We start from the raw sequence: 25,503 nt of genomic DNA, 5'->3' as shown, positions 1-25,503 counted from the left end.
TTCAGGTAACCGCGATCCCACAGATCGGCTTCGGAACTTGGGCAGCCGCACCAGACTGTAGGCGGCGGCCGCGAAGGTGAAGGCCCACCCAACGCGGGCGCGGCCGCGCAATTTGGTCTTCTCCTGCCCAGCGACGGTTTTGATCCAGCCGAACGCCTCTTCGATGCGCTTTCTGATGCGCTGGCTGACGGCATAGCCACCGTGGCGCGTGGTGCGGCGATCGATCGCCGAACGACGGCCGTTCGTGTTCTGCGCTACGTGGGGTGTCACCTTCATCGAGCGCAACTCGTTGACGAAGTCCTCTGCGTCATAGGCCTTGTCGGCACCGAGCGTGATCGCCCGCGGCCGGTCGGCACGAGGTTCGATCATGTGCAGGGCCGCCACCCGCTCGGCATGTCCGTCGGCCAGCGTCAGACAGGCTTCCACCAGCAGGCCGTGGCGGTTCTCCATCAACCCATGTCCCATGAAGCACAACCTGGCCTCCTTGCCCCGCCCTTTGCGGTAGAGCCTGGCGTCGGGGTCGGTAGTCGAGGTGTGCGTCTCGTTCGATCGCCTCTCGCCGTGGAAGTCCGCTTCCGCATTGCGTCCGCCGCCGTCTGCCGGCGGTTCGCCATGTCCGCCGCTTGGGCCGCCCTTTGGCTTGACGCTCTTCATCGAAGCCCAGGCCTCGATCAGCGTGCCGTCGACCGAGAAGTGATCCGTGGACAGGAGCTTCTTGACTTTGGGTTGCGCCAGCACGGCCGCCAGGAACTTCGCCGCGATATCGCCCTCCAGCAGCCGGTCACGGTTTTTGGAGAACACCGAATGGTCCCAGGCTGCGTCGTCGACGCCGATGCCGACGAACCAGCGGAACAGGAGGTCGTATTCCAACCGTTCCATCAAAAGCCGCTCCGAGCGGATCGAATAGAACGCCTGCAAAAGCATCGCCCGCAGCAGCTTCTCCGGCGGGATAGATGGCCGTCCGATCGGCGAATATAGCGCCGCGAACTCACGCTCCAGCCTCGACAGGGCTTCAGTCACGATCGTCCTGATCGCCCGCAATGGATGATTGCGCCGAACCCGGACCTCAAGGTCCACGTAGCTGAAAAGTTCGCCAGTTCGATCGTCGCCGCCGCGCACTCGCCACCTCCGAATCCCTTCGGAGCCAGTGAATCATTGCTGCGGTCCGGTGGCGAGGGCCTCTTTCAACAGCCTGCTAGAGGGATTAGGGTGCCACCTGAGCCTTCCAGCAAGGCTACCCTGAAGTTCTCCTCAGGGTGTAGCCGAGGGGGCACAGGGACACAGGAGACCCTTACCTACCACTTTACCGTTCGAGCATCCGTGCAACGAAGGCCCGGCTGAATTTGCCGCAGGTGAGTGTCAACGGATCATAGCTGGCAGGCTCGACGTGCCAAGAATGGGGCAGGATATCGCGCTTAGCCGTTGCCGCTTTGGACAGGTGCTAGCCTGGCGGTTGTCGTGGTCAATCCGGCGCAGGTGACAGCCTACGCCAATGCGCTCGGCAAGCGGGCCAGGACCGGCACCATCGATGCTGCTGTAACGCTGCCTTCGTTGGGTCGAGCAAGCGGCAATTGCCCGTTGCGCGGCACCGAAACCGAGGCCCTGGCCGGGCTCGTCGCCGCCGTCAGATTGTGCGGATGATCGCAACCGAGAGAGCCGTGCCCGCACCGCCATGGCAACGCAGGCACCAAAGAGCATCCAGCCAAAAGGAAAAAGACCGGCTGGAGAAAGTGTTGTTTCGCGGTTATTCCCGATCGCTTAGACTCAATTAGGCAACTTTGAGATCTTTCATCGCCTTTTCAACGACATCCTTGATCGGCCTCGATACATCTTCGGCAGCCTTGGTCGTCACGGCCTGAAATTCCTTGGCCTGCTCGACGGTCTTTTCGACCTGCGTGCGCAAGAAGGCAGTCTGCAGTTCGATGAACTCGGACGGCGACTTCACGGCAACCAGGGCTTCGAGGTGCGAGAAGCCGGCTTCGGCATTGGCGCGCAGAGCAGCAATTGTCTTCAGCGACAACTCGTTGCCGACGGTCTTGGCGGTTTCGAAGCTCGACTGCAGAGCTTTCTGGGTCGTCTCGGTGCCTGACGCAAATTTCGCATAGGCTTCTTTCGACTGCTCGACGCCCTTTTCGGCGACAGCGCGGACCTGGTCGGCAGCCTTCGACGCGTCGAAGGTGGGGAATGCGGTATTTTCAACGGTGTCAGCGGTCTTGGTCATAGTTTCCATCCTTTCCGGTGGACGGCCTTTCACAAAAGCCCTCTCGTTCATTTACGAAACTGACGTTACGGCATTTATAGTGCATTGCAATATTTTTGTGCGACGCACCATCCCTCTTCCAGCGTCCAAGGTCTGCTCTGTGATCGTTACGATCACGATGTCTGTCGGGGGCGCGACGAAGGGCGAGATGGTCGTCATCAAGACGTCGCGCAGCAGTTTCTCGCCCGAGGGAGAGAATGTGGCAATGCAGGCTCCCAGAATGAAAAAGAATCCGAACGATGCGAGAAGGCGCCCCTTTTGAACCTTTCCGATCGGCGTGAAGACGGCCAAGCTGCGTGCAATCCGTTTCGGTGTCTATCGGCGTGAATCTACACAGCATAGACCGCTGGCGAAGTGAGGGTTAGCGGTAGGCCCTTCGCTAAGTCCGTTGGACTGTCCGTTGGACTTGACACCGCGAAGCACCGGGCTCAGTCTCGCAAGACTGCTCCGGTTTTGTCCAGTCTATCGACTAGTGAACGCTTCGCTTCGCCATTGCGCTTCTTCTAGTTTCGCTGAGCGCCCAAGCGTGGCAGAACGGCGCGTCGCGCTGGTCATCGGTAATTCTGCCTATAGATACGCAGTTCCACTTTCCAATCCAAAAATGATGCGGTGGATATGACCGCAAAACTGCAGGCGTTGGGCTTTGAGGTGGTTGCAGGCGAGGACCTCGATCTGAGCGGGATGCGCGGCACGGTTCGAGATTTCATCGGCAAGCTGGATGGTGCCGACATGGCGCTTCTCTATGCCGGCCATGGCGTCCAGGTGAACGGCACCAACTACATGGCTCCCGTTGATGCGCGGCTATCCACATATAACGACCTCGACTTCGAAGCCGTGCCCATGGACCTCGTCTTGTCGGTCCGCCCTGTTGAGGAGGCGGTTACTCGCGAATGTCGAACGCAACGAACATGTCAAAGGCCGGGGCAATATCGACAATAAGCTCCAGCAGCTCGCAGTCACTTTCCACCAGATGTGGCCCGTCTCGGCGCACCGCTGCGATAGTCTCTTTGACGGAGATGATTTGGCCGCGCCTGGCTTGTAAGATCAGCTGTTCAACAAGCTCATTGGCAGTCACTTTGTTGGGTCGGCAGTTCATCCGAACGTTCATCCGAGGCCTCCACCTCAGCGAGAACCCAAGGGACATTCATGGTCCTCTGTCGGGAAAATCAAGAAGAATGTTTGGTGAAATTTCTGAGCGGGATTTAGAGAAACAAGCACGGAGCGAGCCTCTGTATTCTTTCGCTTTGACGCTCAGCCAGCCCGCTAAGGGACTTCTTCCGTCGGCTCCTGTTTGGCCCGATCAATAGCCGCAAGTAATGACTGTAACGTTGGCGGCAGTTCTGGTTCGACCGCGAGATTTAAGAACGTTTGTACGTGATGACGATAGCCTTCGGAATGGATCAGTTTCCGAAACGCTTTGGAGACAGACTGATGGTCTGCTTTGTTGCTCGTTGTCATGTTCGGGAAGTCCGTCCCAATGAGCCGTAACTCGCCCGCAACGAACGGGTTCCATCAGGAGGTCGGAATATTTGGTACAAATTTCTGAGCGGGGGATCGGATAGCTGGCTCGCGCGAAGACCCCCGTGCCCCCTTCGTTTGCCGCAGCATTAGTCCTCGGTCTTTGAACTGAAGATTCGTGTCGATCTAGCGTCGGTGTTGCACATCGTGAATGTTGGAATGCTTCTGTCCAATGTTTGCTCACGCTGTGATGCCAATAGGGCAGGCTCGCGGCAGGGTGCCGCAAGGTCGCGACGAATGAAACGCCGGCCCAGTTCAACCCGCGCGACGTCCTTCAAAGCTGGGGGGATAGATCTTCACCAAGCGGTCTGCGGCCTCGACCGCAGTTCGTATCCTGCTGCACAGCGCGAGATTTTCCGCCAGCATTTCTTCACTGCGTTGAAGCGCGAGCTCGGTCCGGTGGATGCGCTGCCTGGCATTGGCAACTTCCGATGCCAAAAGATCGGCCGCCATCCCGTGGCCGTGGGGTTCCATAGTGTCCATAGGTTTCTAATACATGGGGGGCGATATCGTTCCCTGATGTCGGGCGAAACGGCGGGCCGCAGAAAAGCGCGATGGGCCGAATGACCAATGCGCTCCCTGTCAAAACAGCGCCGGAAACAGGCGAACGGCTTCGGCCGCTCTACATCCCACGGGCAGAGGCGATCACGGTCCAGAGGGCCATTGATCTGTTCAGGTACGACTACAACGTAAGCGAAGACACACTCAGGCGGCTAGTGATCAAGCACCGTCTTCACAACCAGACAATGCCCGGTGCTCCGTGAAGAATAAGCGCTCCCGGTTTGGCTCTGTCGCTCGCCGGCGATGATGACGCGCTTGCGCGGTTGAGGCAGGACGATCGCGAGCACCCGGACGTAACTCGGTGTTTCAAGCGGCCCGGCATCCCGCGACCCTGACCTATTATCAAAAGTTATGGTCGCGGCGACTGTCTAAAGTAGACGTTAAGTAGATGTCGCGGCCCGACAGGGCCCCACACATGCCCATACGTGCGGAATTCCTCGACGAGGCCGCGCGTGCGAACTCTTGCCTCGAAACAGGGGCCGGAGATTAACGGGAATGCCGTTTATCGGTAGTTACCCCTGGGCCGTAATCGATTGCCTGTCGGATCGAGGCCGAGCAGCTTCAATTCCTCCAGATCGAACACTGAACTACTTGACCCGTTGCCTTGTCACGAACCCTTTTCGAAAACACGCGATGAAGACCGTGTGCGCGTGATCCAGCTTCGCCCCTCGCAACGAAATCGGGAGGGCCGACATGCGTTTGCCAGACAAAGTTTGGTGGGGCAGCTTTCCACGTAACTTTTGACCCATAGGCCGCTTTGCCCGGAGCTGTGCTATCGAACCGGCAGTCGATCGCTGCGGGCATCATGCCCTTCTTAGCCATTGCGTCGGAAACCCCGGAAGCACTTCGCTTCGTAAGCCATCCATCCGCATCGCTAGTTGAAACTGTGGTGCACCCTGCCAGAGATATGCTCGATATCAAAAGCCCGATGGCCAATGCGTTGCCTGCGGACGATCGCCGAGTGCCTTCCTGATTCTGTTTCATACCCGTCCACTCACTGCAAGTAGTTCAGGCTAGATGGGGAGACGGCGCGAAACAAGGGAGCGCGCCTCTTCTTTGGTAAGGCCGATCGCTTCTAGGCAACAGCGCGGGCCAGCCGCATCGCCTTCAAAGCCAAATGACGTAGAGTGCAGATCCGCGGCTCCAGCCTTCTCGCGCAAGCATTCGGCGTTTCCGCATGATTGACGCACGATGTTTGCGCAAATGTAACGGCTGCTGCAAGAGTGATGCACCATGGACAGTGGTGGGGCACGCGTTGACGAGATGTCAAGCGTTCAGGATTTTCGCTTCCTTGGCGGCGCTGAGAAATGCCCCGCGCGCTACCTCCGGTGCGCTGCCGCCGCCGAGCACCTTCATGCATGCCATACGAGCCTGGATGCGGCGGCCGGTTTCTCCAATGGGCCAGCGGTAAAGCAGCATTTCGGCGGCTTCGCGGGTGCTCGAAACACTGACTTTGCCCGAGGACAGCAAAACGGTCACGGGCTCTTCGAACGTGCCGACGTCTCGTTCGCAGGTCATATGCTGGTCTCCTTTCGCAACCTCCCCAAGACCTTACGGGTGAACCCTCCGTTCCGTTGCGTCACGTTTGTCCCGGTGGGCGAACATTCTGTGAGGATGGGACCTCGTCCAGAGCGCGGGCTTGATCGCTCAGATTAGACTCGCCAACGCGTTGCGGTCCTCAAATAGCGAGAACCGTCCTTATCGCTACGGGCCACTTGCCGGCGCAGGCATCCGCAGACGGAAGTCAATACTCATTTCTGGGGATGGAAATCTCGCGTGCAGATCGGCGAAGCTGGGCAAGAGGAGTGATCGTCATGACCGTTCTTTCACTTCCTGGTGAAGGTGGCCTTGGGCCCCAAGATGATTCAAGGAGCCCAGAACCCTCAGGGCAGAGGTCGATTACCTCTAGCAGCCATCCGCCTCACATCGGCGGAACAACGCCATGGTTTCCGACCACGACCCGTCCGGAGGTCAGCCCGTTGTCGCTGCCGCGCTCTGCGGCGACGAATACCGTCGCACCGGGGTTGAGATTCGCCGGCGTGGCCGGGGCAAACGTCACGATTGGTGTCGTTTGCGGAATCGCGATCTGCTTCTTCTGGCCATTGTCATAGGTAAGCGTCACCGTCCGGCCATCGACATCCGTCACATCGGCGACGGTGCCGTTGGTCATCCGGCTGTTGGGTTGTAGGTCCCAGGCACGGTCGCCCTCTCCGGCACCTTTCAGCGCCGCCGGAAAGACCACCACTTCCAGAGCGCCGCTGCCGCCATCCGCTTTCAAGACGGACGCTATGCCGAGGAAGTCGCCCTGCTTGATGTCCTCGGCGGATGCCTCGGCGACGCCAGAGATTTTCCAGCCGCTCGCCAGCGTTATCGCGTCCGTTTTGCCCTCGCGGGTCTTCACCGTCAGCGTCGATCCGGCAAGGCTGACCACGGTGCCGCGCACGCGCATGGTGTCCGCCGCCTGAGCCCCGGCTACACCGCCGGTACCGGCAAGGGCTGAAATCGTGCCGAGCACGATCGTGAATGTCTTCAAGTTCATGGGATCCGATCCTTCCAGAAATGCTGGCCCAATTGTGTTGGTTTGCCAGCGACAGCCGCTTAACGAACGGGCGGCTTGAAACCGTCGATCAATTCGATGATCGGCCTTTCAAAAGAATTTGATCGGAACAGTCGTGACGGAGCGTCGTCGTATTCTCCCGACCTCGTTCACAGCAATGTCATTGCGATCGGTTCACGACCGTGAAAAGTAAGGAGACCGCGAAGCACGCGCCGAAAGCCGAAAACAGGCGCGTGGTTTTTTCGCCTTACGTTACCGCCGCCATTCGTCTGCTCATTCTGTTGGGCTGCAGGTTGCGCGAAACCTCAATCTTCGGTGGCAGGAAGTCGATTTGGAGCGCGGTGTGCTATTCCTTCCGGATTCGCTGCTCTTTTACTCGGCGCGGTCTTCGCCTAGGCAGCCGCGGCCTCGCTATCGGCGTGGTGCGTGGCCGGGACGCTGCTCGCCCGGTTGCTTCGAACGGAGCGGCAGTGGCGCGTGCTTAATGCCGCGCTCGGCCTGCTGCTCGCCGCCTCGATCATCCCGATGTGGCGAACAGCGTAAGGCCAGACTCAGGCGGCGTAGCGCGCCGCCGGCTTGCCGGCCAGCAGGCTGCCGAAGAAACCTTGCCGCGCACCAAGATAGGTTTCCAACCCAGCCGGATCGGAGAGCCCGGGCGCGGTGACGGTTTCGCCCTTGGCCAGGCCGACAAGATCGTCGGCAGTCATAACGATCTCTGCCGGCACATCAGCAATGTCGCTTCCGGCAGCTTCCCAGAACTCGGTCCGGGTGGCCCCCGGCAGCACGACCTGCACGGCTAGCTTGGTGCCGGCGACTTCCCGCTGTAAGGCCTCGGTGAAGTTGACGACATAGGCCTTGGTGCCGCTGTAGATGCCGCCAAACGAGGTGTCGAAGGCCAGCACCGAGGCGATGTTGACGATGGCGCCGCGGTTGCGCGACAGCAGTCCCGGCAGCACCGCGCGCGTCAGCGATGTTTCTGATCTCGATGCCGCACTTGTAGAACTCTGTGCAGTATCCGCTGATATTGCCATCGCTCCACGTGCATTCTGGATCTGGGGTGATGGGCACGCGCCCGCAATATAGCGGGTCCATTTGGCGGTATTTCGGTCGGGACTCTCCGAAACTGGCGCGCGATGCGGCTAGTCTAGGCCCTTCTTTCGTCAAGGTTGGCAAGGCCGTCTTATATTCCGTCGATAAACTTGATGCGTGGGACGAAGCGAATAGAGTGCAGTGCCGTGCATCCAAACGACTCATTGAGCGGCTGGATGATCAGGAGTGATGATCACGAACGGGCGCGGGCAACAGATCCCAATTCCCGGCACCACCTCTTATAGAGTTCAAGATTAAGCCAACACAATCAACGTCTTTTAGGACGGCCTAGCGTAGTCCACAACGATCCCGCTCGACACCCCACTGTGATTGTGGATCACGACCGGTCACGCTTGGATCTGATTTCCGCGAGAAATCAGAGATGGTGAAAGTGGAACGCCAGTGCTGCATGCTATTCGTTTACGAGGCGCTGCGACCCAGAGCATCGCTTCGCGAAATTCCCTAAGGGCAGTCAGACATTGTTCCGATCAGTGTTGAACGAGATAGGTTTCAATTCTGCCGACACCTGCTAGTTCTACATCACAGCGCGGTTCGAGCTTCCAGGAGGTGCGCAGGGCCTGCTTGGTTGCCTCCGAGATTTGCATGCGGTCGGCCACGCCCTGGGACTCGAGCCGGCTTGCAATATTCACGGTCTCGCCCCAGAGGTCGTAGACGAACCGATGCCGGCCGATCAGGCCCGCGATCACCGGTCCCGTGTGCACGCCAATGCGGATCCGAAAACTATCGTTGCCCCAAGCTAAGGGCTTCAACGCGTCCAGCATGGATTTCCCCAGTGCCACGATCCTGTCGGCATGGTCAGCTGCCGGTTCGGGAACACCGCCCGCAGCCATATAGGCGTCTCCGATGGTCTTGATTTTCTCCACGGAATGCTTCTCCGCCAACACGTCGAACGTGCCGAATAGCCTGTCGAGACGCTTGATCAGGTCCGACGGCGGCAAGCTTGCCGCTATGCTCGAGAAACCGACAATATCGGCAAAAAGAATGGTCACTTCATCGAACCGGTCGGCAATGAACTCTTCGCCCCGATGCAGCCGTGCCACGATCTGACCGGGCAGGATCGCATGAAGAAGCGAGTCAGCCCGCCGCTTCTCCACCTCGATCCGCTGAAGATACTGGTGCTCGCGGTCGAGCCAACGCTTCTTCTCCAAACTCGAGTTGATCCGGGCGCGCAGCAGGACTGGATTGAAAGGTTTAGGCAAGTAGTCGTCGGCCCCCGCCTCGATGCAGCGGACCACTGCGTCCACTTCGTCCAACCCCGATATCATGATGACAGGGATATGCCGCCATCGGCGCTCCGCTTTCAATCGTGAGAGCACCTCGATGCCGTTCATGTCCGGCATCAGGAGGTCCAGCAGAACCAGGTCGAACTCGTGTTCCGCAAGGTGAGCCAGCGCTGACAGACCGGACTCGGCAGTGACTACCTGATGACCGTCACGTTGCAAGCGGCGGGAGAGGAGACCGCGGTTACTGCTGATGTCGTCGACGACAAGTATGCGGCCACAGCCGGAGCTTACGGGGTGCTCCGTCTTGATCAGTGCCCGTTCGAGTCCTGCCGCATCGATCTCAGCCTGATCCGCGGTCCGCGGTTCCTCGCTGTCGGGTGCGCGCGAGAGGCCGGCGATTGCATCGACATGCGCCAACAACTCGGCCGCCGCGGCGAGCATCACCCTGACATCCTCTTCCAGCGCGTATTCGTGCAATTCTTCGGCTTCTTCACGAATCATTTCGGAATAGCCGATGATCGCGTTGAGCGGCGTTCGCAAGTCGTGGCGCAGTTTCGCCTCGATCTCGACCCCTGCCCGGTTCTGATTGTCAGCTTTGCCATGGATCAAGCTGTCGATCAGGCTATTCAATTCGCAAGCAGCGGCGCTGACCTTCTCTAGATCCGGTGTCATGTGAACCAGACCGAGGTCCTGCACCTGTTCGGTCAGCAACTCCTGAAATCCTGAGATTGCCCGCGCCGGTCCGGCGAGCTGCTGTGCCAGATGGACGGCGACCGCATGGCGTTGGAACTTGTTCTTGGCAGTCATGTTTTCAAACCGTCGGCCTGGGCCTCATCGATTCCCGGCGAGCAATTGTTCAATTTTCTGGACAAGTCGCGACAGGTCCACCGGCTTGCTATCGTAGTCATCGCAGCCGGCCTCGAGCGCCATTTCGCGATCGCTGGCCATCGCGTGCGCAGAAAGCGCAATGATCGGGATCCCGGAGGTGGCCGGATCAGCCTTGATCCGCCTGGTCGCCTCCCACCCGTCCATGACCGGCAAGCTCATATCCATGAGGATGAGATCCGGCCTTTCCGAAACGGTGAGTTCCACGCCCGACTGTCCGTTTTCCGCAATTAGGACTTCGAACCCACGCCGCGACAACCGCCGCGAGAGCATGTCGCGATTCAATTCGTTGTCTTCTACGAGAAGGATCCTCGTCATCCTCGGCTTCCTTCAGCCATGGGGGCGGTTCCGCGATCGGCAATGCTGGCACCTGTCGATCCAAGCGGGAATATCTGGCGCTCGAGCGCCTCGACCAACTGAGACCGACTGTTTGCGCCCTTGGTCACAACCGCGACCGCCCTGTCGCGAAGCCATTTGAGCTCGTCGGCCGACAAATCCTTGGAAGTCACGACGACGACCGGAATGTTCTGCAGCTCCGGCACCTGCTGCATCTCGTTCAAGGTCTCGAATCCGTCCATTTCGGGCATCAGCAGATCAAGCAGGACCAGACGCGGCAACAGCCGCTTCATCAGCTTGAGGCCGCGCAGGCCATCGCTTGCCTCGTGAACCCGCCAATCCTTCTTGACCAGAATACGCCGAAGGAAATCGCGGGAGGCTTGATCGTCATCAATAACAAGCACATCGCGGTTGCCACTGCCGCAAGCCTCTATTGTTCGAACAAGCTTCCGCGTGTCGATCGGCTTCGTCAGGTATTCGACCGCACCGAGTGAGAGGCCGAGTTCGCGATCTGCAAGTATCGTCGCAAGGATTACTGGAATCTCGCAGAGCTCCTTGTCGCTTTTCAGCGAGCGCAGCACTGACCAGCCGTCCTGATGCGGCATGATAATGTCGAGAACGATTGCGACGGGGCGATGCGCTCGCGCAGCGGCTATTCCTTCCTCGCCGCTTGCTGCTTCGATCGACGCCAGTCCCGCCTCTGCCAAGGCCCTGGCGATGAGGGTTCGGGCGGCAGGTTCGTCATCGATGATCAGAACCGCCTTGTCCGACGGCCTCGACGACAGCGGTTCGGCGGATCGCTGCTCGCTAGATTCCTCGTTGCACTCGGCTGGAATCTCCATTGTGAAGGTCGAGCCTTTTCCGAACTCGCTCTTGACCGTTACAACGCCTCCGATCATTCGGCAGAAACTCCGGGTTATGCTAAGGCCCAATCCCGTTCCGCCATAGTTGCGAGTGGTGGACGCGTCTGCTTGCATAAAAGCGTCAAAGAGCCGTTCTTGCTGCTCTGGCGTCATCCCGATCCCGGTGTCCGACACTGTGAATATTAACCAGTCGCCGTCCGATCTCCTGTTGCGTCGAACCGCCAGCGTTACACGGCCCACTTCGGTGAACTTGGCCGCGTTACTGAGTAGATTGAAGAGGTTATGACGCAACTTCGTCTGGTCCGAATGCATTTTCCCAAGCTCGCCCGCGAGGTCCAGCACGAAACTGTTTCGGTTTTTCGCCATCAGTGGCGCGACTGTGGCCTGGACATCGCGCAACAAGTCGGCGACGCCGAAAGTCTCCAGGAAATTTTCCATCTTATTTGCCTCGATCTTCGACAGATCGAGGATGTCGTTGATGAGCGCGAGGAGATGGCGACCGGCCCCGGCGATCTTTTCCACATCTGGGACGAACTCGTTCATTTGCTCGTCACTCGCCTCTTCGATCAGCATCTCGCTGTAGCCAATGATCGCGTTCAGTGGAGTGCGTAGCTCGTGGCTCATGGACGCGAGGAAGCTGCTCTTGGCCTCATTTGCCGCTTCAGCATGGCTCTTGGCCCGCTCGAGTTCGACCTCTCTCTGCTTCAGTTCCGTGATGTCGGTGTAAACGGCGACGGTCCCGCCGTCAGGGGTCTTTCGTTTGCTGACGCGGACCCAGCGTTCTCCGAAGCGACCCTCGTGGACAAAGCCTGCCGGATCCTTCTGGATGCGCAACCTCTTGGCAATCCATTCCTCCGGCGACGCGCCCTCAAGGTCGACGTGCCCGCTCGCCAAGCGTCCTTTCAGAATATCCTGAAGGCTTTGCCCAGGAAGAGTAGCTCGCTCATTGCCGGGAAAGATTTCGCAGTATTTGCTGTTGGCAAGAAGGACCTTGTCCTCCGAATCGAACAGGACAAATCCGTCAGAAATCGCCTCGAGTGCCGCTGCGATCGTCCGTCTTTGCCGCTCCGCCTCATCTTCCAGTCTTTGCTTTTCAATTGCGCTCGCCCGGAAAAGCCGAAGCGTCCGCGCCATCGCGCCGAGCTCGTCCCCTCCCTCTGCCTGTATTTCGACGTCGTAGCGTCCTTCCGTCAGATTTCCGATCACCCGGTTCAACCGCCGCAACGGGCCGACGATCGAGCGAAGAACAAGGATGGTGAGAAGCGACCCGATCATCACCACGATGGCCACCAGCACGGCAGCGGTAGTCGCCGTTTTCTGGGTTTCCGTTACGACCTCGTTGCGAGCGGCTTCTGCCTCGGCGCTCGCTCGTTCGACGAGTTTGTTAAGCGCGGCATCCACATTTGCGCTGTGGGTGCGCGCCTCGGCGAGGAGAGTGTTGCCGATGATGCGGTTGTCTTGAGTATAGCTGTCTGCCGCTTGTAACGCCGTTTTGACATAGGCATCGATCTCAACGCGGATTCCCTGACCGCATCCGGTGATGATTTCGAAAGGCGGTCCAGATGTGCCAGCAGTCGCTCGCGCGCCTGCTCGGCATTGCGCTGAGAATTCATCAACAAGCTAACCGACAAATCAGTCAGCCAGTATCGCAATTCGCCGAATGTTACGTGGGCCGCAGCCGCAGTGGATGCGACGTCGAAAAATGCCTTGGTCTCCGCGGTTCGATCTGCACTGCGATAAAGTGCCTGTGTGAGAAAGATGGAGGATACGATGAGGCTGATAAGGCCGGCCGCTGTCAGCGCAGCTATGCGGGCCGAAATCGGTAAATTGGCGAAGCTACGCGCAAGTGGCCTCGCCGGCGCCGATACGGCTTCCACTTGGTGCGGTGATTGTTCCAAAGCGCTCATTTGAACAAGACGATGCTGATCGCGCCTCCCAGATCGCCCGCTTTGCCGCCCTCCTTTGGATATCCTGTCACGTCGATCTCTCCCTTCGGCTCGCCGTGACAGGAAAGACACGAGCCAGTATAGTATTCGGGCAGCAGCATTCGAAATGCCGGGCGTCCATCCGCCTCTGTGACGTCCGTGTAGGCTTCTCCCTTCGCTCTCTGCGGATCCACCAAGACCTTTTCGATGATCTGTGCTTCCCAGGCGTCCGGAAGCGATTTGCGGTTGCGCACGAGTTGCTCTGGCGCAGTCACGCGCACCCGAGCTTCGTTGCCGGCCTTGGCGACGAACTTGTCATTCATCAGACGCGCAAACACGGCTGGCACGAAGCCCTTGAAAGCGATTCCCGCGCGGTTGATGTTATCTTGCTGTTCGTCCACCACCTCTCGCATCGCCTCAATCTGGACCTCAAGCAGACGCCGGTCGCGCTCGGTCAATTCGCCGGAAAGCGGGTCGTTGCCGATGTGTTTTGAGTATGCGGCGATGGCCTCTCTCGTAATGCGCTCACCGTCGAGGTGCTTGTCGCCAAGAGCAGGATCATTGATGAGCGTCTGATAGTTCGAGATGATGCTTCGCCCCGCACGGAGCAATTCCGCGAGTCGTGTTCCCGTCACGACATCCTCGGTAACTCCCGCTCCGATGGCAGACGACACGACGAACGCGCAGCCGACGAGAACAGCGGCAATGAAAGTCCGCGTCAACGTTGACATGCCGGACATTTCCGTTTCCCTTCCAGGAAGGCCACTAGCAGCATAGCACGATAAAGGCCGGGGAGGCAGCGACAAACTGCGAAGCTCAGGGAAGGAGGGAACGAAATATTCGCCGTCTGTTCCGAAGCGTCCCTGGCGTGTAACCCATCTCCGCCGAATGTCCCTTACCACCCCATTGCCAACCCACAGTCTCGACCAACTGGATGACGGCTTCGGGTGATGGCCGTGAATTGGCCCGGAGCAAGCGAGCTTCCGCTTAGGGTCGGAACCGGCATTCCGCTTAGGGTAAAGCCACTGGGACAGCTTCAGGCGGAGCCATCACCTTCAGCACCGCTTCGCGTCGTGCTGCTGGCTGGAGACGCCCCTCGTTGACGGGCACGGCCGGCCTTCGTCTTACGGCTGCGCCAACCCCGATCCGAACCGACGAAGGCTTCCAGCATGTGCGGAATCAGCGCTGCGGTGTCCACGGGTTCGTAGAGCCGGCTGTGCTCGGCCGCATACTGATCGAGTTCCTCCTTGAGAGGCTCCGGCAGGATGATGGTCACGCGGACGACACCAACCTTCGGCAGCCGACCGAGCCTCAGATCTGGCATTGTTCACCTCCTGCTTGTGAGAGAAAGACATGTTGACTGTTCAGATAATCTGCGTAGGCGACGAGATCGCGATGAACGGCGCCGGGCAGTTCGACCGTGATCTTGACCGGACGGTCATCGGGAATGGCGGAGCGTTTCAGCTTGGTCATGACGCATCCTTCGGCGCACCATACGGCACAAGAACAAGGTCGCGATTGACGATCACGCGAACCGGGAAACCGGGCCGCACCGTGAGCGTCGGCTGCACGTTGAGCTGATTGCGCACGATCTGCTGGCCAATAACGGAGGCCGAATCCTGCGCGCTTTCGCGGATGGACTTGGCGATTTCGCTTTCGTCGTCGCTGGACCCAAGCGATGTCCCAATGCCGAGCAATGTCGAGAGCGCGGCGGCCCGAAACATCTGGCCCCAATGATGGTCAACCTCGTCTTCAAGGCCAGAAAACCCCTGCGTGTCTGCGCCCTGCTGGCGCTCCAGCACGATCGATGTGCCATCGGGCATGATCAGTCGGTTCCACACCAGCAGCAGGCGTGACTGACCGAACGCGACCTGGCTGTCATACTGGCCGATCAGCCGCGCACCCTGCGGGATCAGAAGGTATGAGCCCGTTGGGCTGTCGTAGACATTTTCCGTGACCTGAGCGGTGATCTCGCCGGGCAGGTCGGAACGGATGCCGGTGATGAGGGCTGCCGGAATGACGGTACCAGCCTGCACGATATAGGGCGAGGCCTTCTCGGCGAGCCGATCGGGGCTGACGGTGCGGCGATCCGGTCCGGCATTGACGAAAGCGAGCTTGCGGTCCTGCATGTTTTGAGCGGGGCCTGGATCGCTCGGTGGCTCCTCGACCGGCGTTGTCGGGCCGGACAAAGTGTTCGCGACCGTGTTCGGATCCTGTCTTACCGGATGCACCCGCGCGCTGGTATTGGTGAACAGTTTTGCCACGCGGGCGGCCTCGATCTCGGCCAGGCGGCGCTGTTCTTCCGGATCGGCGCGCGGTCCACTGATGTTCGGCGCCCCGGTCGGCTGGCCGCGCTCCTGCGCACGCAAGATCGGCCGGCCAAGATCGCCAGGCAGCGCGGGGCCGAGTTGCGGAATCCCGGCATAATCCTTCGGCAGGGTCTGCAGCCCGTCGGCGGTGGAGCGGTTTTCAGTGGTGAAGAGCTCGGACGGTTGTTCGGTGCCGCGCCGTCTGGTGTCGAGCGCCCAAATCAACGTGCCGAGAATCGCGGCGCTGGCAACCCCACCAACGCCTATCAGCACCTTGCGCGACAACCGCGCGACCCTAGCCGGTTCGGGCCGCAGGCGCAGTTCGGCTCGAATGTCCTGGTTGAGTGCATTTGCAGCGTCGCTCATCGGAACAGCCCCGTGCCAGACTGGCGTCGTTTCGCGTCCGTCCGCACGATGCGGACGCGCTTTTCGCTCGTCTTGTCGCCGAGCCTCAATTCAGCGGCCGCAAACATCCGATCAACGACGTAGTAATTCTGGCGAGCGCGGTAGTTGACCAGTTCCGAACCACCCGAAGGGCCGATGACGAACAGCGGCGGCATTTCCCCCTGCCCTATGCCCGATGGGAACTCGATGTAGACCTTTGCACCGTCGTCGAAGGCGCGAAGCGGCCGCCAGGGTGCGGCATCGCCCTCGATGCGGTAGCGGAAATTCAGTCTCTGGAGGTCGACGCCGGTCGCGACCGGCTTTGCGGCGGAAGCCTGCGCATTCTGGCGCCGCAGCGCAATCAGCTGGTCCTGCGGATACTGCCAGGAGACGGAGGCCATGTAGGTCTTTTCGGTCGAGCGGAGCTCGAGATGATAGGTGCGGCGGTCGCTGTTTATGATGAGGTTGGTCTGGAGATCTGGCCGTGTCGGCTTCACGAGAATGTGGACCTGCTGGCGCTCCCCTGTCCCACTTTGCGTATCGCCGATGATCCAGCGCACTGTGTCACCTGCGGCGACTGGCCCGGAGCCGACAAGCTGCTCGCCGGGCTGCAAGGCGATGTCGGTGACCTGGCCAGGTGCGGCGTAGATCTGGTAGAGCGCGCCCTCACTCCAGGGATAGAGCTGGATGGCATTGACGAAACCGTCGCGAACCGGCTGCATGCGTGCGGCCTCATTGGCCTGGCTGATCCGCTGCTTCGGATCGGCTGGCTCCGGCTTCACCTTCGTGTTCGTGGCCTCGACCGGTTTCAACTGACCAGGCAGTGGAAGCAGTTTCGGTACTTCCACCACCTTCACTGGAGCAGGTGGGTCGACCTTCTGCACGGCAGGCCTGGCATCGTCATATTGGATCTCGGGCGGAATGTATTTTTTCGAAGCACAGCCGGCGAGCGCCGTTGCTGACAGCAGTGCCAGGGCAAGCATACGCGCCCTGGGCGCATTGCGCATGGCCGGTCTCGCCAATGTTCTTGTTCGTGCCGCACACATCATCATGAAAGTTCTTTCGACCAGTTGATGGCGTTGACATAGACACCGAGGGGATTGGCTTTCAGCCGGTCGGCGTCGCGCGGTGGCTGGATCACGATTGTGAGGATTGCGGTCCAGCGCTCGGTGCCGGCCAAGGTGCCGTTCTCGTAGCGGCGCTCGATCCAGGCGACGCGGAAGGAATCCGGCGAAGCACGGATGACGCTGGAAACCTCGATGGCGATCTGGAGTTTGCCCACTTTGGCAAAAGGGTCGTTCAAGCGAGCATAATCATTGAGGGAAATGGCGCCGCGGTCTGTGGTGTAATCGTAGGCGCGCAGCCAGTTTTGGCGGACGATGACCGGGTCGGCCGGAATGCTTCTGACCTCTTCGATGAAGCGGGCCAGATGCCAGGCGATCTGCGGATCGGTCGGCCGATAGTCGGCAATGGCCGGAGCGACAACCTGCGCTTCGCCGAACTTGTCGACCTCCACCACCCAGGGAACCACTGAGCCGCGCGTCGACTGCCAGACCAATGCGGATGCAAAACCGCCGGCCAAGATGAGCGAGCCGAAGGCCATCAGCCGCCAGTTTTTCGCCTGGACGCGAGCCGAGCCGATGCGCTCGTCCCAAATCTGGGCTGCACGCTGATATGGCGTCTCGGGCTGAGGCGTTTTTCCGTAACGAACAAAAGGGCGTCTAAAGGGGGTCATCGGCGGTCGTCCTGATCGAGGGAAACATTCATCGAGCCGCCGCCATCATTGCTCGAGTGGATCGAATGCGCGGCGATGCTGGCGCCATGGCTCATAGCCTGGCCGCGCTTCATGCGTTTTGCCCATGCGGGCGCAGAGTCGGCGCTGGCTTCGGTGGTCGGCCATTCACCGGAGGAAGCCGTTGGCGACGATTGCTCTCCAGTCGCCGCATTCAAAGCTGCAAAGCGGCCGGCCTCGTAGCTGTCGGACAGGGCTGACGCGGCGCGTGACATCGCCTGCTTGACGGGTTGAACGGCAGCGCTGGCACCAACCTTTGCGACACCCGCCATGCCGGCGGCGATTGAGCCTGCACCACCTCTTCCAGATGTCGCTGCGCCAAGTTCCCAGGCGGCCGAAGTGCTGCCGGCCAAATGCGCGCCGCCGCGTGCGGCTGCTGCCGACATGCGCCCGCCTGCACTGAGCCCGCCTGCTGCGCCGCCTATTGCGGCGCGGGCGCCCATAGCGCCGGCTACGCCAAGGCCACCAACGGCGAGGCTCGTGCCAACAGCGGCACCTGCGCCCAGTTGCGGGGCACCAGAGACCAGCCCCGTCGCAATGCCGGGACCGAAGATCGACAGCCCCATCAGCGACAGAGCGCCCAGGACAAGCGACAGCGCATCCGTGATTGTGGGTTGTTCGGCGCCGAAACCTTGGGTGAACTCGCCGAACAGCCCCGAGCCGATGCCGACGATGACGGCGAGCACCAGGATTTTCACGCCGGAGGCAACGATGTTGCCGAGCACTTTTTCAGCGAGGAAGGCGGTCCGGTTGAACAGCGCAAAAGGGATCAGCACGAAGCCGGCAAGCGTCGTCAGCTTGAATTCGACCAGCGTGACGAAGATCTGTACGGCGAGAACAAAGAACGCAATCAGCACGATCGCCCAGGCAATCATCAGGACCACGATCTGAACAAAATTCTCGAAGAACGAGACGTAGCCCATCAACTGGCTGGCGGCTTCGAGGATTGGATTGCCGGCATCGACGCCGACCTGCGCGACGCGGCCCGGCTGCAGCAGTGCGACGCCCGAAAGTGCCGAACCTCCCGCCTTCAGACCGAGTCCGGAAAAGCTCTCGAAGACGATCCCGGCCAGACGATTGAAGTTGCCGATGATGAAGGCGAAGAAGCCGATATAGAGCGTCTTCTTCACCAGCCGGTACAGCACGTCCTCATCCGCACCCCAAGCCCAGAACAGGCCGGCAATCGTGATGTCGATGACGATCAAAGTGGAGGTGAGGAATGCGACCTCGCCGCCGAGCAGCCCGAAGCCGGAATCGATATAGCGGGTAAAGGTCTCCAGGAAGCGATCGATCACGCCGGTGTCGTTCATGGCGCCACTGTCTCCGGATTGAGCCGGTCTTCCGCGCGAGAGGTCGTCGGCGGTTGGGCCGGCGGCAGGCGCCTCGTGTCTTTTTCGATCGACGGAGCCCCGTTTGGCGCGATGGGGCGGGATGGTTGCAGGAAGCGTCGGCGGCTTTCCGCCCAGGCTCTCCTGCAGGCTTCGTCGTCAACGGCCGCCATGCCGATGGCCCGGCATCGGGCAAGCTCGACCTTAGCCGGCTCGCCGCCCGGATATGCGGAGCGCGGGGAGGACGCGTCCTGCGAGCCGTCGCCGCGCAGCGCCATGGAGGCGGCGGTCATGGCGGCGCCAAGGGCAAGAACGGCTGTTATCCGGGCGGCGATCTTGAGATCCATGCGACTGTGGCCTCAGTCGTGGAACATTTTTACCGATGACGGGCTGTAGCTGCTGCCCGTCATGAAACGGCTGAACTGTTCGCGTGCCTGCTCCTGCGCGGCCGCCCGCCTCGCCTGCTCAAGGGCTTCGGCTCGTCCTTGTGCGGCCAGCATCGCAGTGAGATCGGCAACTTGCTTGGCTTGCACGGCGAGGAGCTGGTTGCCGGCCTGCGTTGCCTGAAGCACCCCGACAGCCGACTGGCTGGCACCGACCAGCGCACTCGTCTGCTCTTGTGTCCCGGCGATGTTGTCGACCGCAACGGCGCCGGTTTTCAGCGAGTGCTCGAAGGCCGACACCGAGGTCTGCCAGCGTTGACGCGCGCCGTCTACAAGCTGCTGGCTCGACAGATCCGAACCGAAATTCTCGTAAGCGGAGGTAAACTGGCTCTCGATCTCCTGGACGCTATAGGCCAGCTTGCCGGCCTCGCCGAGCAGGCTCTTCATCTCGGAGAAATTGCCCTCGATCTGGCCAAGCAGCGAGGTCGGCAGCGACGTGAGATTCTTCGCCTGGTTGATCAGCATCTGCGCTTCGTTTTGCAGCGAGGTGATCTGGTTGTGGATCTGCTCCAGGGCCCGCGATGCCGAAAGCAGGTTTTCGGCATAGTTCCTCGGATCGAACACGATCAGCGCCGATGCTGGTGCCGATGACAGCGCCATGGCGACGGCGATGGTGCCGGCTGCCGCCATGCGACGGATTCGGCTGCCTGCAAGATTGGAATTCATGACGAAATCTCCTCTGTGGACTGGTCGATCACGTTGGTGAGACCTGGGATGAGGTCGGCCGCCCAGGAGAGACCGCGCTCCGCTAGCCAGGCCTCGAGGAAATGCTCTCGGCCGGCCTCGGCGATTGTCCGGTCGATCGCGGCCTGGTCCGATTTGGACGATGCGGCGCAGAGCGCCAGCGCGATCGGACCGAGTCCCAGTTCGAACAGACGGTTGCCGCGGCGGCTTTGACAGTAATAGTCGCGCTTCGGTATCGCCCGGGCGACGATCTCGATCTGGCGATCGTTGAGACCAAAGCGTCGATAGATCTCGGCGATCTGCGGCTCGATAGCGCGCTCGTTCGGCAAGAACAGCCGCGTTGGGCAGCTTTCGACGATTGCCGGCGCGATTGGCGATCCGGCGATGTCGGAAAGCGACTGCGTGGCGAAGACCACGCTGGCGTTCTTCTTTCTCAGCGTCTTCAGCCATTCGCGCAGCTGGTCGGCGAAACCGCCATCGTCGAGCGCCAGCCAGCCCTCGTCGATGAGCAGCAGTGTCGGCCGGCCGTCCATCCTCTGCTCGATGCGGTGGAAAAGATAGGCAAGCACCGCGGCAGCAGCACCCGTGCCGATCAGGCCCTCGGTTTCGAACGCCTGGACGGAGGCTTCGCCGAGACGCTCATACTCGGCATCAAGCAGCCGGCCAAAAGCGCCGCCGATGCAGTAGGGACCAAGCGCCTGTTTCAGCGGCGAGGACTGCAGCAGCACGGACAGGCCAGTCAGCGTCCGTTCGTGGACGGGCGCAGAGGCCAGCGACGTCAGCGCCGACCACAGATGTTCCTTCACCTGCGGCGTGATGGACACGCCTTCGCGCAGTAGAATGTCGAAAAGCCAGTCGGCCGCCCAGGCCCGCTCCGGCGTATGATGGATGCGGGCAAGCGGCTGCAGCGACACGGTGTCAACGTCGTCCGACAGATCGGTCAAAGTGAGCAAGGGCAACGGATCGTCAGACCCCTGCCCGCTTGCGGTATCGCTTCCGAGATTGTGCCAGTCACCATTCATGGCGAGTATGGCCGCGCGGATTGAGCCGCCGAAATCAAAGGCAAAGACCTGGCTGTTTTCGTAGCGCCGGAACTGAAGCGCGATCATCGCCAACACGACCGACTTGCCAGCGCCCGTCGGGCCGATGACGAGGGTGTGGCCGACGTCTCCAACATGCAGGCCGAACCGGAACGGTGTGGCGCCCTCGGTTCTGGCGAAGAACAGCGGCGGCGCTCCAAGATGCTCGTTCTCGATCGGACCTGCCCAGACCGCGGAGAGCGGAATCGTGTGCGCGAGGTTGAGCGTGGAAAGCGGGGGCTGGCGAATATTGGCATAGACATGGCCAGGAATACCGCCCAGCCAAGCTTCGACAGCGTTGACGCCTTCGGCGATACAGGTGAAGTCCCTGCCCTGAATGATCTTTTCGACCAGACGCAGCTTTTCGTCGGCGATCGACGGATCGGCATCCCAGACCGAAACGGTGGCGGTGACATATGCTTCGCCGATCTGGTCAGAGCCCAGGTCCTGGAGCGCCGCGTCCGCATCGGCCGCCTTGTTGGCGGCGTCCGTGTCGACGAGAACGGATGCCTCGTTGGTCATCACCTCTTTGAGGATCGCGGCGACGGATTTCCGCTTCGCGAACCACTGACGGCGTATCTTCGTCACCAACTTGGTCGCGTCGGTCTTGTCGAGCATGATCGCCCGCGTCGACCAGCGGTAGGGGAAGGCAAGGCGATTAAGATCGTCGAGAATCCCCGGGAAGGTCATCGTCGGAAACCCGGTGATGGTGAGTGTGCGCAGATGCGCATCGCCAAGCCTCGGCTCTAATCCGCCGGCCAACGGCTGATCGACAAGCAGAGCATCGAGATGCATCGGCGTTTCCGGTACGCGAACGCGATGCCGCTTGGTCGAAATGGTTGAGTGTAAGTAACTCAGCGTCTCTCCGTCATCGAGCCAGTCAGCTTCGGGAACGAAGCCCTCGATGAGGTTGAGCACGCGGTCGGTGCGGTCGACAAAAATCTTCAGGAGCTCCCAAGGATCGACGCCGGTCTTTTCCCGGCCTTCGTAGAGCCAACTCTCCATGCGCGACGCTTCCTCGGCCGGAGGCAGCCACACGACGGTGAGGAAGTAGCTGCTTTCAAACAGCACACCGGAGTCTTCGAACTGTTCGCGACGCTCGATATCGAGAAGTGCGGATGCGCAATCCGGGAACCGGCTGTCTGGGTAGCCGCTGGCAGGATTGCGCTGTGCTTCGATAAAAAGTGCCCAGCCGGAGCCGAGCCGGCGCAGCGCGCCGTTGAGCCGCGCGGTCGTGCCGACGAGCTCCGCCGGCGTCGCGGAGTCCAGATCCGGCCCGCGAAAACGCGCCGTCCGTTGAAAACTGCCGTCCTTGTTGAGCACCACGCCCGGCGCTACCAGGGCAGCCCACGGCAGATAATCGACGAGGCTGGCACTCTTCTTTCGATATTCCGCGAGGTTCATCATGGCGAAAAACCTCAACAGCCGAAATGCGTGGGATAGCGCAGGTGGCGGCGAACCACATCGACGAACTGCGCATCGCGCTTTGCCGCCCAGACGGCCACGAGATGTCCGACCGCCCAGATGATGAGCCCCGCGATCCACAAGCGAAGCCCCAATCCGATCGCGCCGGCCAGCGTGCCGTTGGCGATGGCGACCGCACGCGGCGCGCCGCCGAGCAGGATCGGTTCGGTGAGCGCGCGATGCACCGGCGCGAAAAAGCCACGGATCTCCTCATCCATCAGATCAGAGCTCCGCCACCGAAGGAGAAAAAGGACAGAAAGAACGAACTTGCCGCGAAAGCGATCGACAGCCCGAAGACGATCTGGATCAACCGGCGAAATCCGCCCGATGTGTCGCCGAAAGCGAGCGACAAACCGGTGATGATGATGATGATCACCGCCACGATCTTGGCGACTGGCCCCTCGATTGACTCAAGGATTTGCTGAAGCGGCTCCTCCCAGGGCATGGAGGAACCGGCAGCATGGGCGGGCGCAATCGTAATGATCGCGGCGGTCGCCGCATACGACAGCTCCACGGCAAGTTTGCGGATAGCCGATGAATTGAAGCGCATCTGGGTCATTCTGAAGCTCCATAGGGAGAGTGGCGATTCACGGTCGTTGTGGTCTCGAAATTTGCTTCCAGGGTGCGGTAGTCGCCGGTGGCCGGATCGAGCCCGTCGACCAGGGCGATCTCGACGAGCCGGCGCGCTGAGCCGCGGCCAGCGAGAACTGCGATGAGATCTATGGTTTCGCCAATCAGTGCGCGCGGAACCGTAATGACCACCTCCTGCACGAGCTGCTCCAGTCGCCGCAGTGCGCCAATGGCAGAATTGGCGTGGATGGTGCCGATGCCGCCGGGATGGCCAGTGCCCCAGGCCTTCAACAGATCGAGCGCTTCCGCACCGCGTACCTCGCCGATCGGAATGCGATCGGGCCGAAGGCGTAACGACGACTTCACCAGATCGGAAAGCGAGGCGACACCGTCCTTGGTGCGCAGCGCCACAAGATTGGGCGCAGCACACTGCAGCTCTCGCGTATCCTCGATCAGCACGACGCGGTCGGCGGTTTTAGCGACCTCCGCCAGCAACGCGTTCACGAGCGTGGTCTTGCCCGTCGACGTGCCGCCGGCCACCAGCACGTTCTTCCGTGTCTTCACGGCAAGCTGCAGGACGCCGGCCTGGGCTTCGGTCATGATGCCGGCGGCGACATAGTCTTGAAGCGTGAACACCGCGACTGCCGGCTTGCGGATGGCGAAGGTTGGCGCCGTGACAACAGGCGGCAACAGACCCTCGAACCGTTCGCCGGTCCCGGGCAGTTCGGCCGAAACGCGCGGCGAGCCCGAATGCACCTCCGCACCGACATGGTGCGCGACCAGCCTGACGATCCGGTCGCCGTCGGCCGCGATCAGTATTTCATTGCTTGCAGCGAGTCCTTCGCTGAGACGGTCAACCCACAGGCGACCGTCGGGATTGAGCATCACCTCGACAATGGCTGGATCGTCAAGGAAGCCTGCGATCGCCGGGCCGAGGGCGGTGCGCAGCATGCGCGCGCCGCGCGATACCGCTCCCTTGCTGGCATGATAGTTGGTCGCCATGCGGGTCCCCGTTTCTCGCCACGAACTGGTTCTTGCCGCGGTCGGGGATCATTAGAAAAGGCAGGAGCGCGGGCCTTGCAACAAGCAAAACCGGCGATCGTGGCATGACGTGCAGAGACTTGCGAAATGCGGTGCCGCGACCGCGATAGCTCAGCAACCCGGTGCCCGACTGGCCATCTCCGCTCCAGCAGAACAGCCGGCTATATCTAGGGCCGCAAGCGAAGCCCGATTGGGAAGTCATTATTGGCATCGACGTTCCAAGGATCGGCTCGACGTGCATGTTTTGACGTCCGGTGAGGCGTTCTCGGGGGGTATGACCATGCCGGGGTGGAGGATCTGGTTCGGCGATTGGCAGCCCTTTCGCCGGCCGTTGTCGGATTGGAGTCGACAGGCAGCTTCGAGAGACTGGCGGTCGCCGCCTTGGCAGGCAACGGCCTGGCGATTGTCATGATCAATCCGGCGCGGGTGTAGGCGAGGCTAGCAGGTATGTTGAAGAGCCTAGAGAACTATGGTGGAAATTGCCAGAAAGGTAGATTTTTGGAGTTTCTCGTGTCCCTGAATATCAAAAATCCGGCTACCGTTGCTCTCGCCGATGAACTCGCACGCCGCCAGGGTATCAGTAAGACAGCAGCCATCCATCAAGCCCTTAGCGAGCGCTTGCATCGCTTGGGCTTTGGAGAGACCGCTCAGGAGCGTCTGCTGGCAGAATTGCGCGCCATCCGAGAAAGAGTGGCACGATTGCCTGAACTGGACACTCGCAGCGACGAGGAGATCATCGGGTATGACGAGCATGGAATCCATAACTGATGGTGATCGATACCTCAGCTGTTGTAGCGATCCTTCGGAGCGAGCCTGAGGCAGCAAGGCTGGAACGAGCGCTGGTCTCCGACCCAATCCGACTGGTCCCGGCAACCGGGGTGCCCGAGGCACGCATGGTGCTGGTCAGCAGGCGCGGCGAACACGCATTGGCCGAGATCGATCTTTGGCTGCGCAATATCGAGGCCGACATCATTCCTGTCGACTCCGAATTGGTTGATCTGGCGACCCAGGGTTGACTGACCTACGGCAAAGGCCACCACCCGGCGGCGCTGAATTTTGCCGATTTCCTGTCCTATGCTTTGGCAAAGCGTGCAGACGAACCGCTGCTTTTCATCGGCAAAGACTTCTCCCAAACGAATATCGAACCGGCGTGAGCACGAGACTCTAGGAT

At 60.7% G+C, this 25,503-nt stretch carries 23 protein-coding genes and 6 pseudogenes; 5 read left to right on the top strand and 24 right to left on the bottom strand.

From position 1 onward, the window contains the following. Positions 1-36: 36 nt before the first annotated feature. Positions 37-1,119: pseudogene (locus NKI18_RS16655) on the bottom strand (IS5 family transposase); the annotation flags it as partial. Between the two features lie 303 nt (positions 1,120-1,422). Here NKI18_RS16655 and NKI18_RS16650 point away from each other — a divergent pair. Beyond that, complete coding sequence (locus NKI18_RS16650) at positions 1,423-1,641, top strand: hypothetical protein (RefSeq protein WP_352620038.1); 219 nt, start codon at positions 1,423-1,425, stop codon at positions 1,639-1,641. 127 nt (positions 1,642-1,768) lie between these two features. Here the strand turns inward: NKI18_RS16650 and NKI18_RS16645 are convergent, their stop codons facing one another. Further along, on the bottom strand, positions 1,769-2,230 hold the full coding sequence (locus NKI18_RS16645) for a phasin (protein ID WP_352620037.1): 462 nt from the start codon (positions 2,228-2,230) through the stop codon (positions 1,769-1,771). A gap of 42 nt (positions 2,231-2,272) precedes the next feature. Beyond that, positions 2,273-2,551, bottom strand: a complete 279-nt coding sequence (locus NKI18_RS16640; RefSeq protein ID WP_353020047.1) for a hypothetical protein — start codon at positions 2,549-2,551, stop codon at positions 2,273-2,275. A gap of 324 nt (positions 2,552-2,875) precedes the next feature. On the opposite strand from NKI18_RS16640, the gene NKI18_RS16635 reads away from it, so the two are divergent. After that, positions 2,876-3,199 (top strand): caspase family protein, encoded by a 324-nt coding sequence (locus NKI18_RS16635; protein ID WP_352620036.1) that lies wholly within the window; start codon positions 2,876-2,878, stop codon positions 3,197-3,199. 324 nt (positions 3,200-3,523) lie between these two features. Here the strand turns inward: NKI18_RS16635 and NKI18_RS16630 are convergent, their stop codons facing one another. The 5 genes and pseudogenes from NKI18_RS16630 to NKI18_RS16605 form a co-directional block, all read right to left on the bottom strand. Further along, positions 3,524-3,718 carry a hypothetical protein gene (locus NKI18_RS16630; protein ID WP_353020045.1) on the bottom strand — a complete coding sequence of 65 codons (195 nt, stop codon included), beginning with the start codon at positions 3,716-3,718 and terminating at the stop codon, positions 3,524-3,526. 315 nt (positions 3,719-4,033) lie between these two features. After that, on the bottom strand, positions 4,034-4,231 hold the full coding sequence (locus NKI18_RS16625) for a hypothetical protein (protein ID WP_352620035.1): 198 nt from the start codon (positions 4,229-4,231) through the stop codon (positions 4,034-4,036). 1,374 nt (positions 4,232-5,605) lie between these two features. Further along, positions 5,606-5,818: a DUF982 domain-containing protein gene (locus NKI18_RS16620; protein ID WP_352620034.1), complete on the bottom strand. Its 213-nt coding sequence runs from the start codon at positions 5,816-5,818 to the stop codon at positions 5,606-5,608. Positions 5,819-6,260: 442 nt separating this feature from the next. Next, positions 6,261-6,878, bottom strand: coding sequence for a hypothetical protein (locus tag NKI18_RS16615; RefSeq protein WP_352620033.1), 618 nt, complete (start codon positions 6,876-6,878; stop codon positions 6,261-6,263). A 569-nt stretch (positions 6,879-7,447) separates the two neighbouring features. Then, positions 7,448-7,915, bottom strand: a pseudogene (locus NKI18_RS16605) (SDR family NAD(P)-dependent oxidoreductase); the annotation flags it as partial. 60 nt (positions 7,916-7,975) lie between these two features. Between NKI18_RS16605 and NKI18_RS16600 the strand changes: the two are divergent. After that, positions 7,976-8,175 (top strand): annotated as a pseudogene (locus tag NKI18_RS16600) (DNA-binding protein). A gap of 298 nt (positions 8,176-8,473) precedes the next feature. Here the strand turns inward: NKI18_RS16600 and NKI18_RS16595 are convergent. The 16 genes and pseudogenes from NKI18_RS16595 to trbB form a co-directional block, all read right to left on the bottom strand. Beyond that, a complete protein-coding gene (locus NKI18_RS16595) occupies positions 8,474-10,036 on the bottom strand; it encodes an adenylate/guanylate cyclase domain-containing protein (RefSeq protein WP_353020043.1) in 1,563 nt (520 codons plus the stop codon). A gap of 24 nt (positions 10,037-10,060) precedes the next feature. Next, positions 10,061-10,432: a response regulator gene (locus tag NKI18_RS16590; RefSeq protein ID WP_352474820.1), complete on the bottom strand. Its 372-nt coding sequence runs from the start codon at positions 10,430-10,432 to the stop codon at positions 10,061-10,063. Continuing rightward, positions 10,429-13,220, bottom strand: a pseudogene (locus tag NKI18_RS16585) (ATP-binding response regulator). The gene NKI18_RS16590 and the pseudogene NKI18_RS16585 overlap by 4 nt, the downstream one beginning before the upstream one ends. Next, positions 13,217-13,978 (bottom strand): Tll0287-like domain-containing protein, encoded by a 762-nt coding sequence (locus tag NKI18_RS16580; RefSeq protein WP_352620029.1) that lies wholly within the window; start codon positions 13,976-13,978, stop codon positions 13,217-13,219. Before NKI18_RS16580 ends, NKI18_RS16585 begins: the two are co-directional and overlap by 4 nt. A gap of 296 nt (positions 13,979-14,274) precedes the next feature. After that, positions 14,275-14,562, bottom strand: a complete 288-nt coding sequence (locus NKI18_RS16575) for a DUF2274 domain-containing protein (protein ID WP_352620028.1) — start codon at positions 14,560-14,562, stop codon at positions 14,275-14,277. Positions 14,563-14,603: 41 nt separating this feature from the next. Next, positions 14,604-14,711, bottom strand: a pseudogene (locus NKI18_RS16570) (DUF2274 domain-containing protein); the annotation flags it as partial. Further along, a complete protein-coding gene (locus tag NKI18_RS16565; protein ID WP_352620027.1) occupies positions 14,708-15,913 on the bottom strand; it encodes a TraB/TrbI/VirB10 family type IV secretion system protein in 1,206 nt (401 codons plus the stop codon). The pseudogene NKI18_RS16570 and the gene NKI18_RS16565, both read right to left, overlap by 4 nt. After that, entirely contained in the window at positions 15,910-16,938 is a 1,029-nt protein-coding gene (trbG, locus tag NKI18_RS16560) for a P-type conjugative transfer protein TrbG (protein ID WP_352620026.1), read from the bottom strand. The genes NKI18_RS16565 and trbG overlap by 4 nt, the downstream gene beginning before the upstream one ends. A gap of 41 nt (positions 16,939-16,979) precedes the next feature. Continuing rightward, complete coding sequence (trbF, locus tag NKI18_RS16555) at positions 16,980-17,666, bottom strand: conjugal transfer protein TrbF (protein ID WP_352620025.1); 687 nt, start codon at positions 17,664-17,666, stop codon at positions 16,980-16,982. Next, positions 17,663-19,033 (bottom strand): P-type conjugative transfer protein TrbL, encoded by a 1,371-nt coding sequence (trbL, locus tag NKI18_RS16550; RefSeq protein WP_353020041.1) that lies wholly within the window; start codon positions 19,031-19,033, stop codon positions 17,663-17,665. The genes trbF and trbL overlap by 4 nt, the downstream gene beginning before the upstream one ends. Continuing rightward, positions 19,030-19,398, bottom strand: a complete 369-nt coding sequence (gene trbK-alt, locus NKI18_RS16545) for a putative entry exclusion protein TrbK-alt (RefSeq protein ID WP_352620023.1) — start codon at positions 19,396-19,398, stop codon at positions 19,030-19,032. Before trbK-alt ends, trbL begins: the two co-directional genes overlap by 4 nt. Positions 19,399-19,410: 12 nt before the next feature. Next, positions 19,411-20,160 carry a P-type conjugative transfer protein TrbJ gene (trbJ, locus tag NKI18_RS16540; RefSeq protein WP_502900710.1) on the bottom strand — a complete coding sequence of 250 codons (750 nt, stop codon included), beginning with the start codon at positions 20,158-20,160 and terminating at the stop codon, positions 19,411-19,413. Next, a complete protein-coding gene (gene trbE, locus NKI18_RS16535) occupies positions 20,157-22,664 on the bottom strand; it encodes a conjugal transfer protein TrbE (RefSeq protein ID WP_352620022.1) in 2,508 nt (835 codons plus the stop codon). The genes trbJ and trbE overlap by 4 nt, the downstream gene beginning before the upstream one ends. Before the next feature lie 11 nt (positions 22,665-22,675). After that, positions 22,676-22,939: a VirB3 family type IV secretion system protein gene (locus NKI18_RS16530; protein WP_023679160.1), complete on the bottom strand. Its 264-nt coding sequence runs from the start codon at positions 22,937-22,939 to the stop codon at positions 22,676-22,678. After that, positions 22,939-23,280 (bottom strand): TrbC/VirB2 family type IV secretion system protein, encoded by a 342-nt coding sequence (locus NKI18_RS16525; protein ID WP_502900709.1) that lies wholly within the window; start codon positions 23,278-23,280, stop codon positions 22,939-22,941. The genes NKI18_RS16530 and NKI18_RS16525 overlap by 1 nt, the downstream gene beginning before the upstream one ends. Further along, positions 23,277-24,293 (bottom strand): P-type conjugative transfer ATPase TrbB, encoded by a 1,017-nt coding sequence (gene trbB, locus NKI18_RS16520; RefSeq protein ID WP_352620021.1) that lies wholly within the window; start codon positions 24,291-24,293, stop codon positions 23,277-23,279. Before trbB ends, NKI18_RS16525 begins: the two co-directional genes overlap by 4 nt. Positions 24,294-24,842: 549 nt before the next feature. Between trbB and NKI18_RS16515 the strand changes: the two genes are divergently transcribed. Beyond that, a complete protein-coding gene (locus NKI18_RS16515) occupies positions 24,843-25,100 on the top strand; it encodes a type II toxin-antitoxin system VapB family antitoxin (protein WP_352620020.1) in 258 nt (85 codons plus the stop codon). Further along, positions 25,100-25,486, top strand: a pseudogene (locus tag NKI18_RS16510) (type II toxin-antitoxin system VapC family toxin). Before NKI18_RS16515 ends, NKI18_RS16510 begins: the two are co-directional and overlap by 1 nt. Positions 25,487-25,503 lie beyond the last annotated feature (17 nt).

The organism is Mesorhizobium sp. M0800, assembly GCF_040320095.1.
Taxonomy (GTDB): Bacteria; Pseudomonadota; Alphaproteobacteria; order Rhizobiales; family Rhizobiaceae; genus Mesorhizobium.
This window is presented reverse-complemented; position numbering and strand designations above follow the sequence as displayed.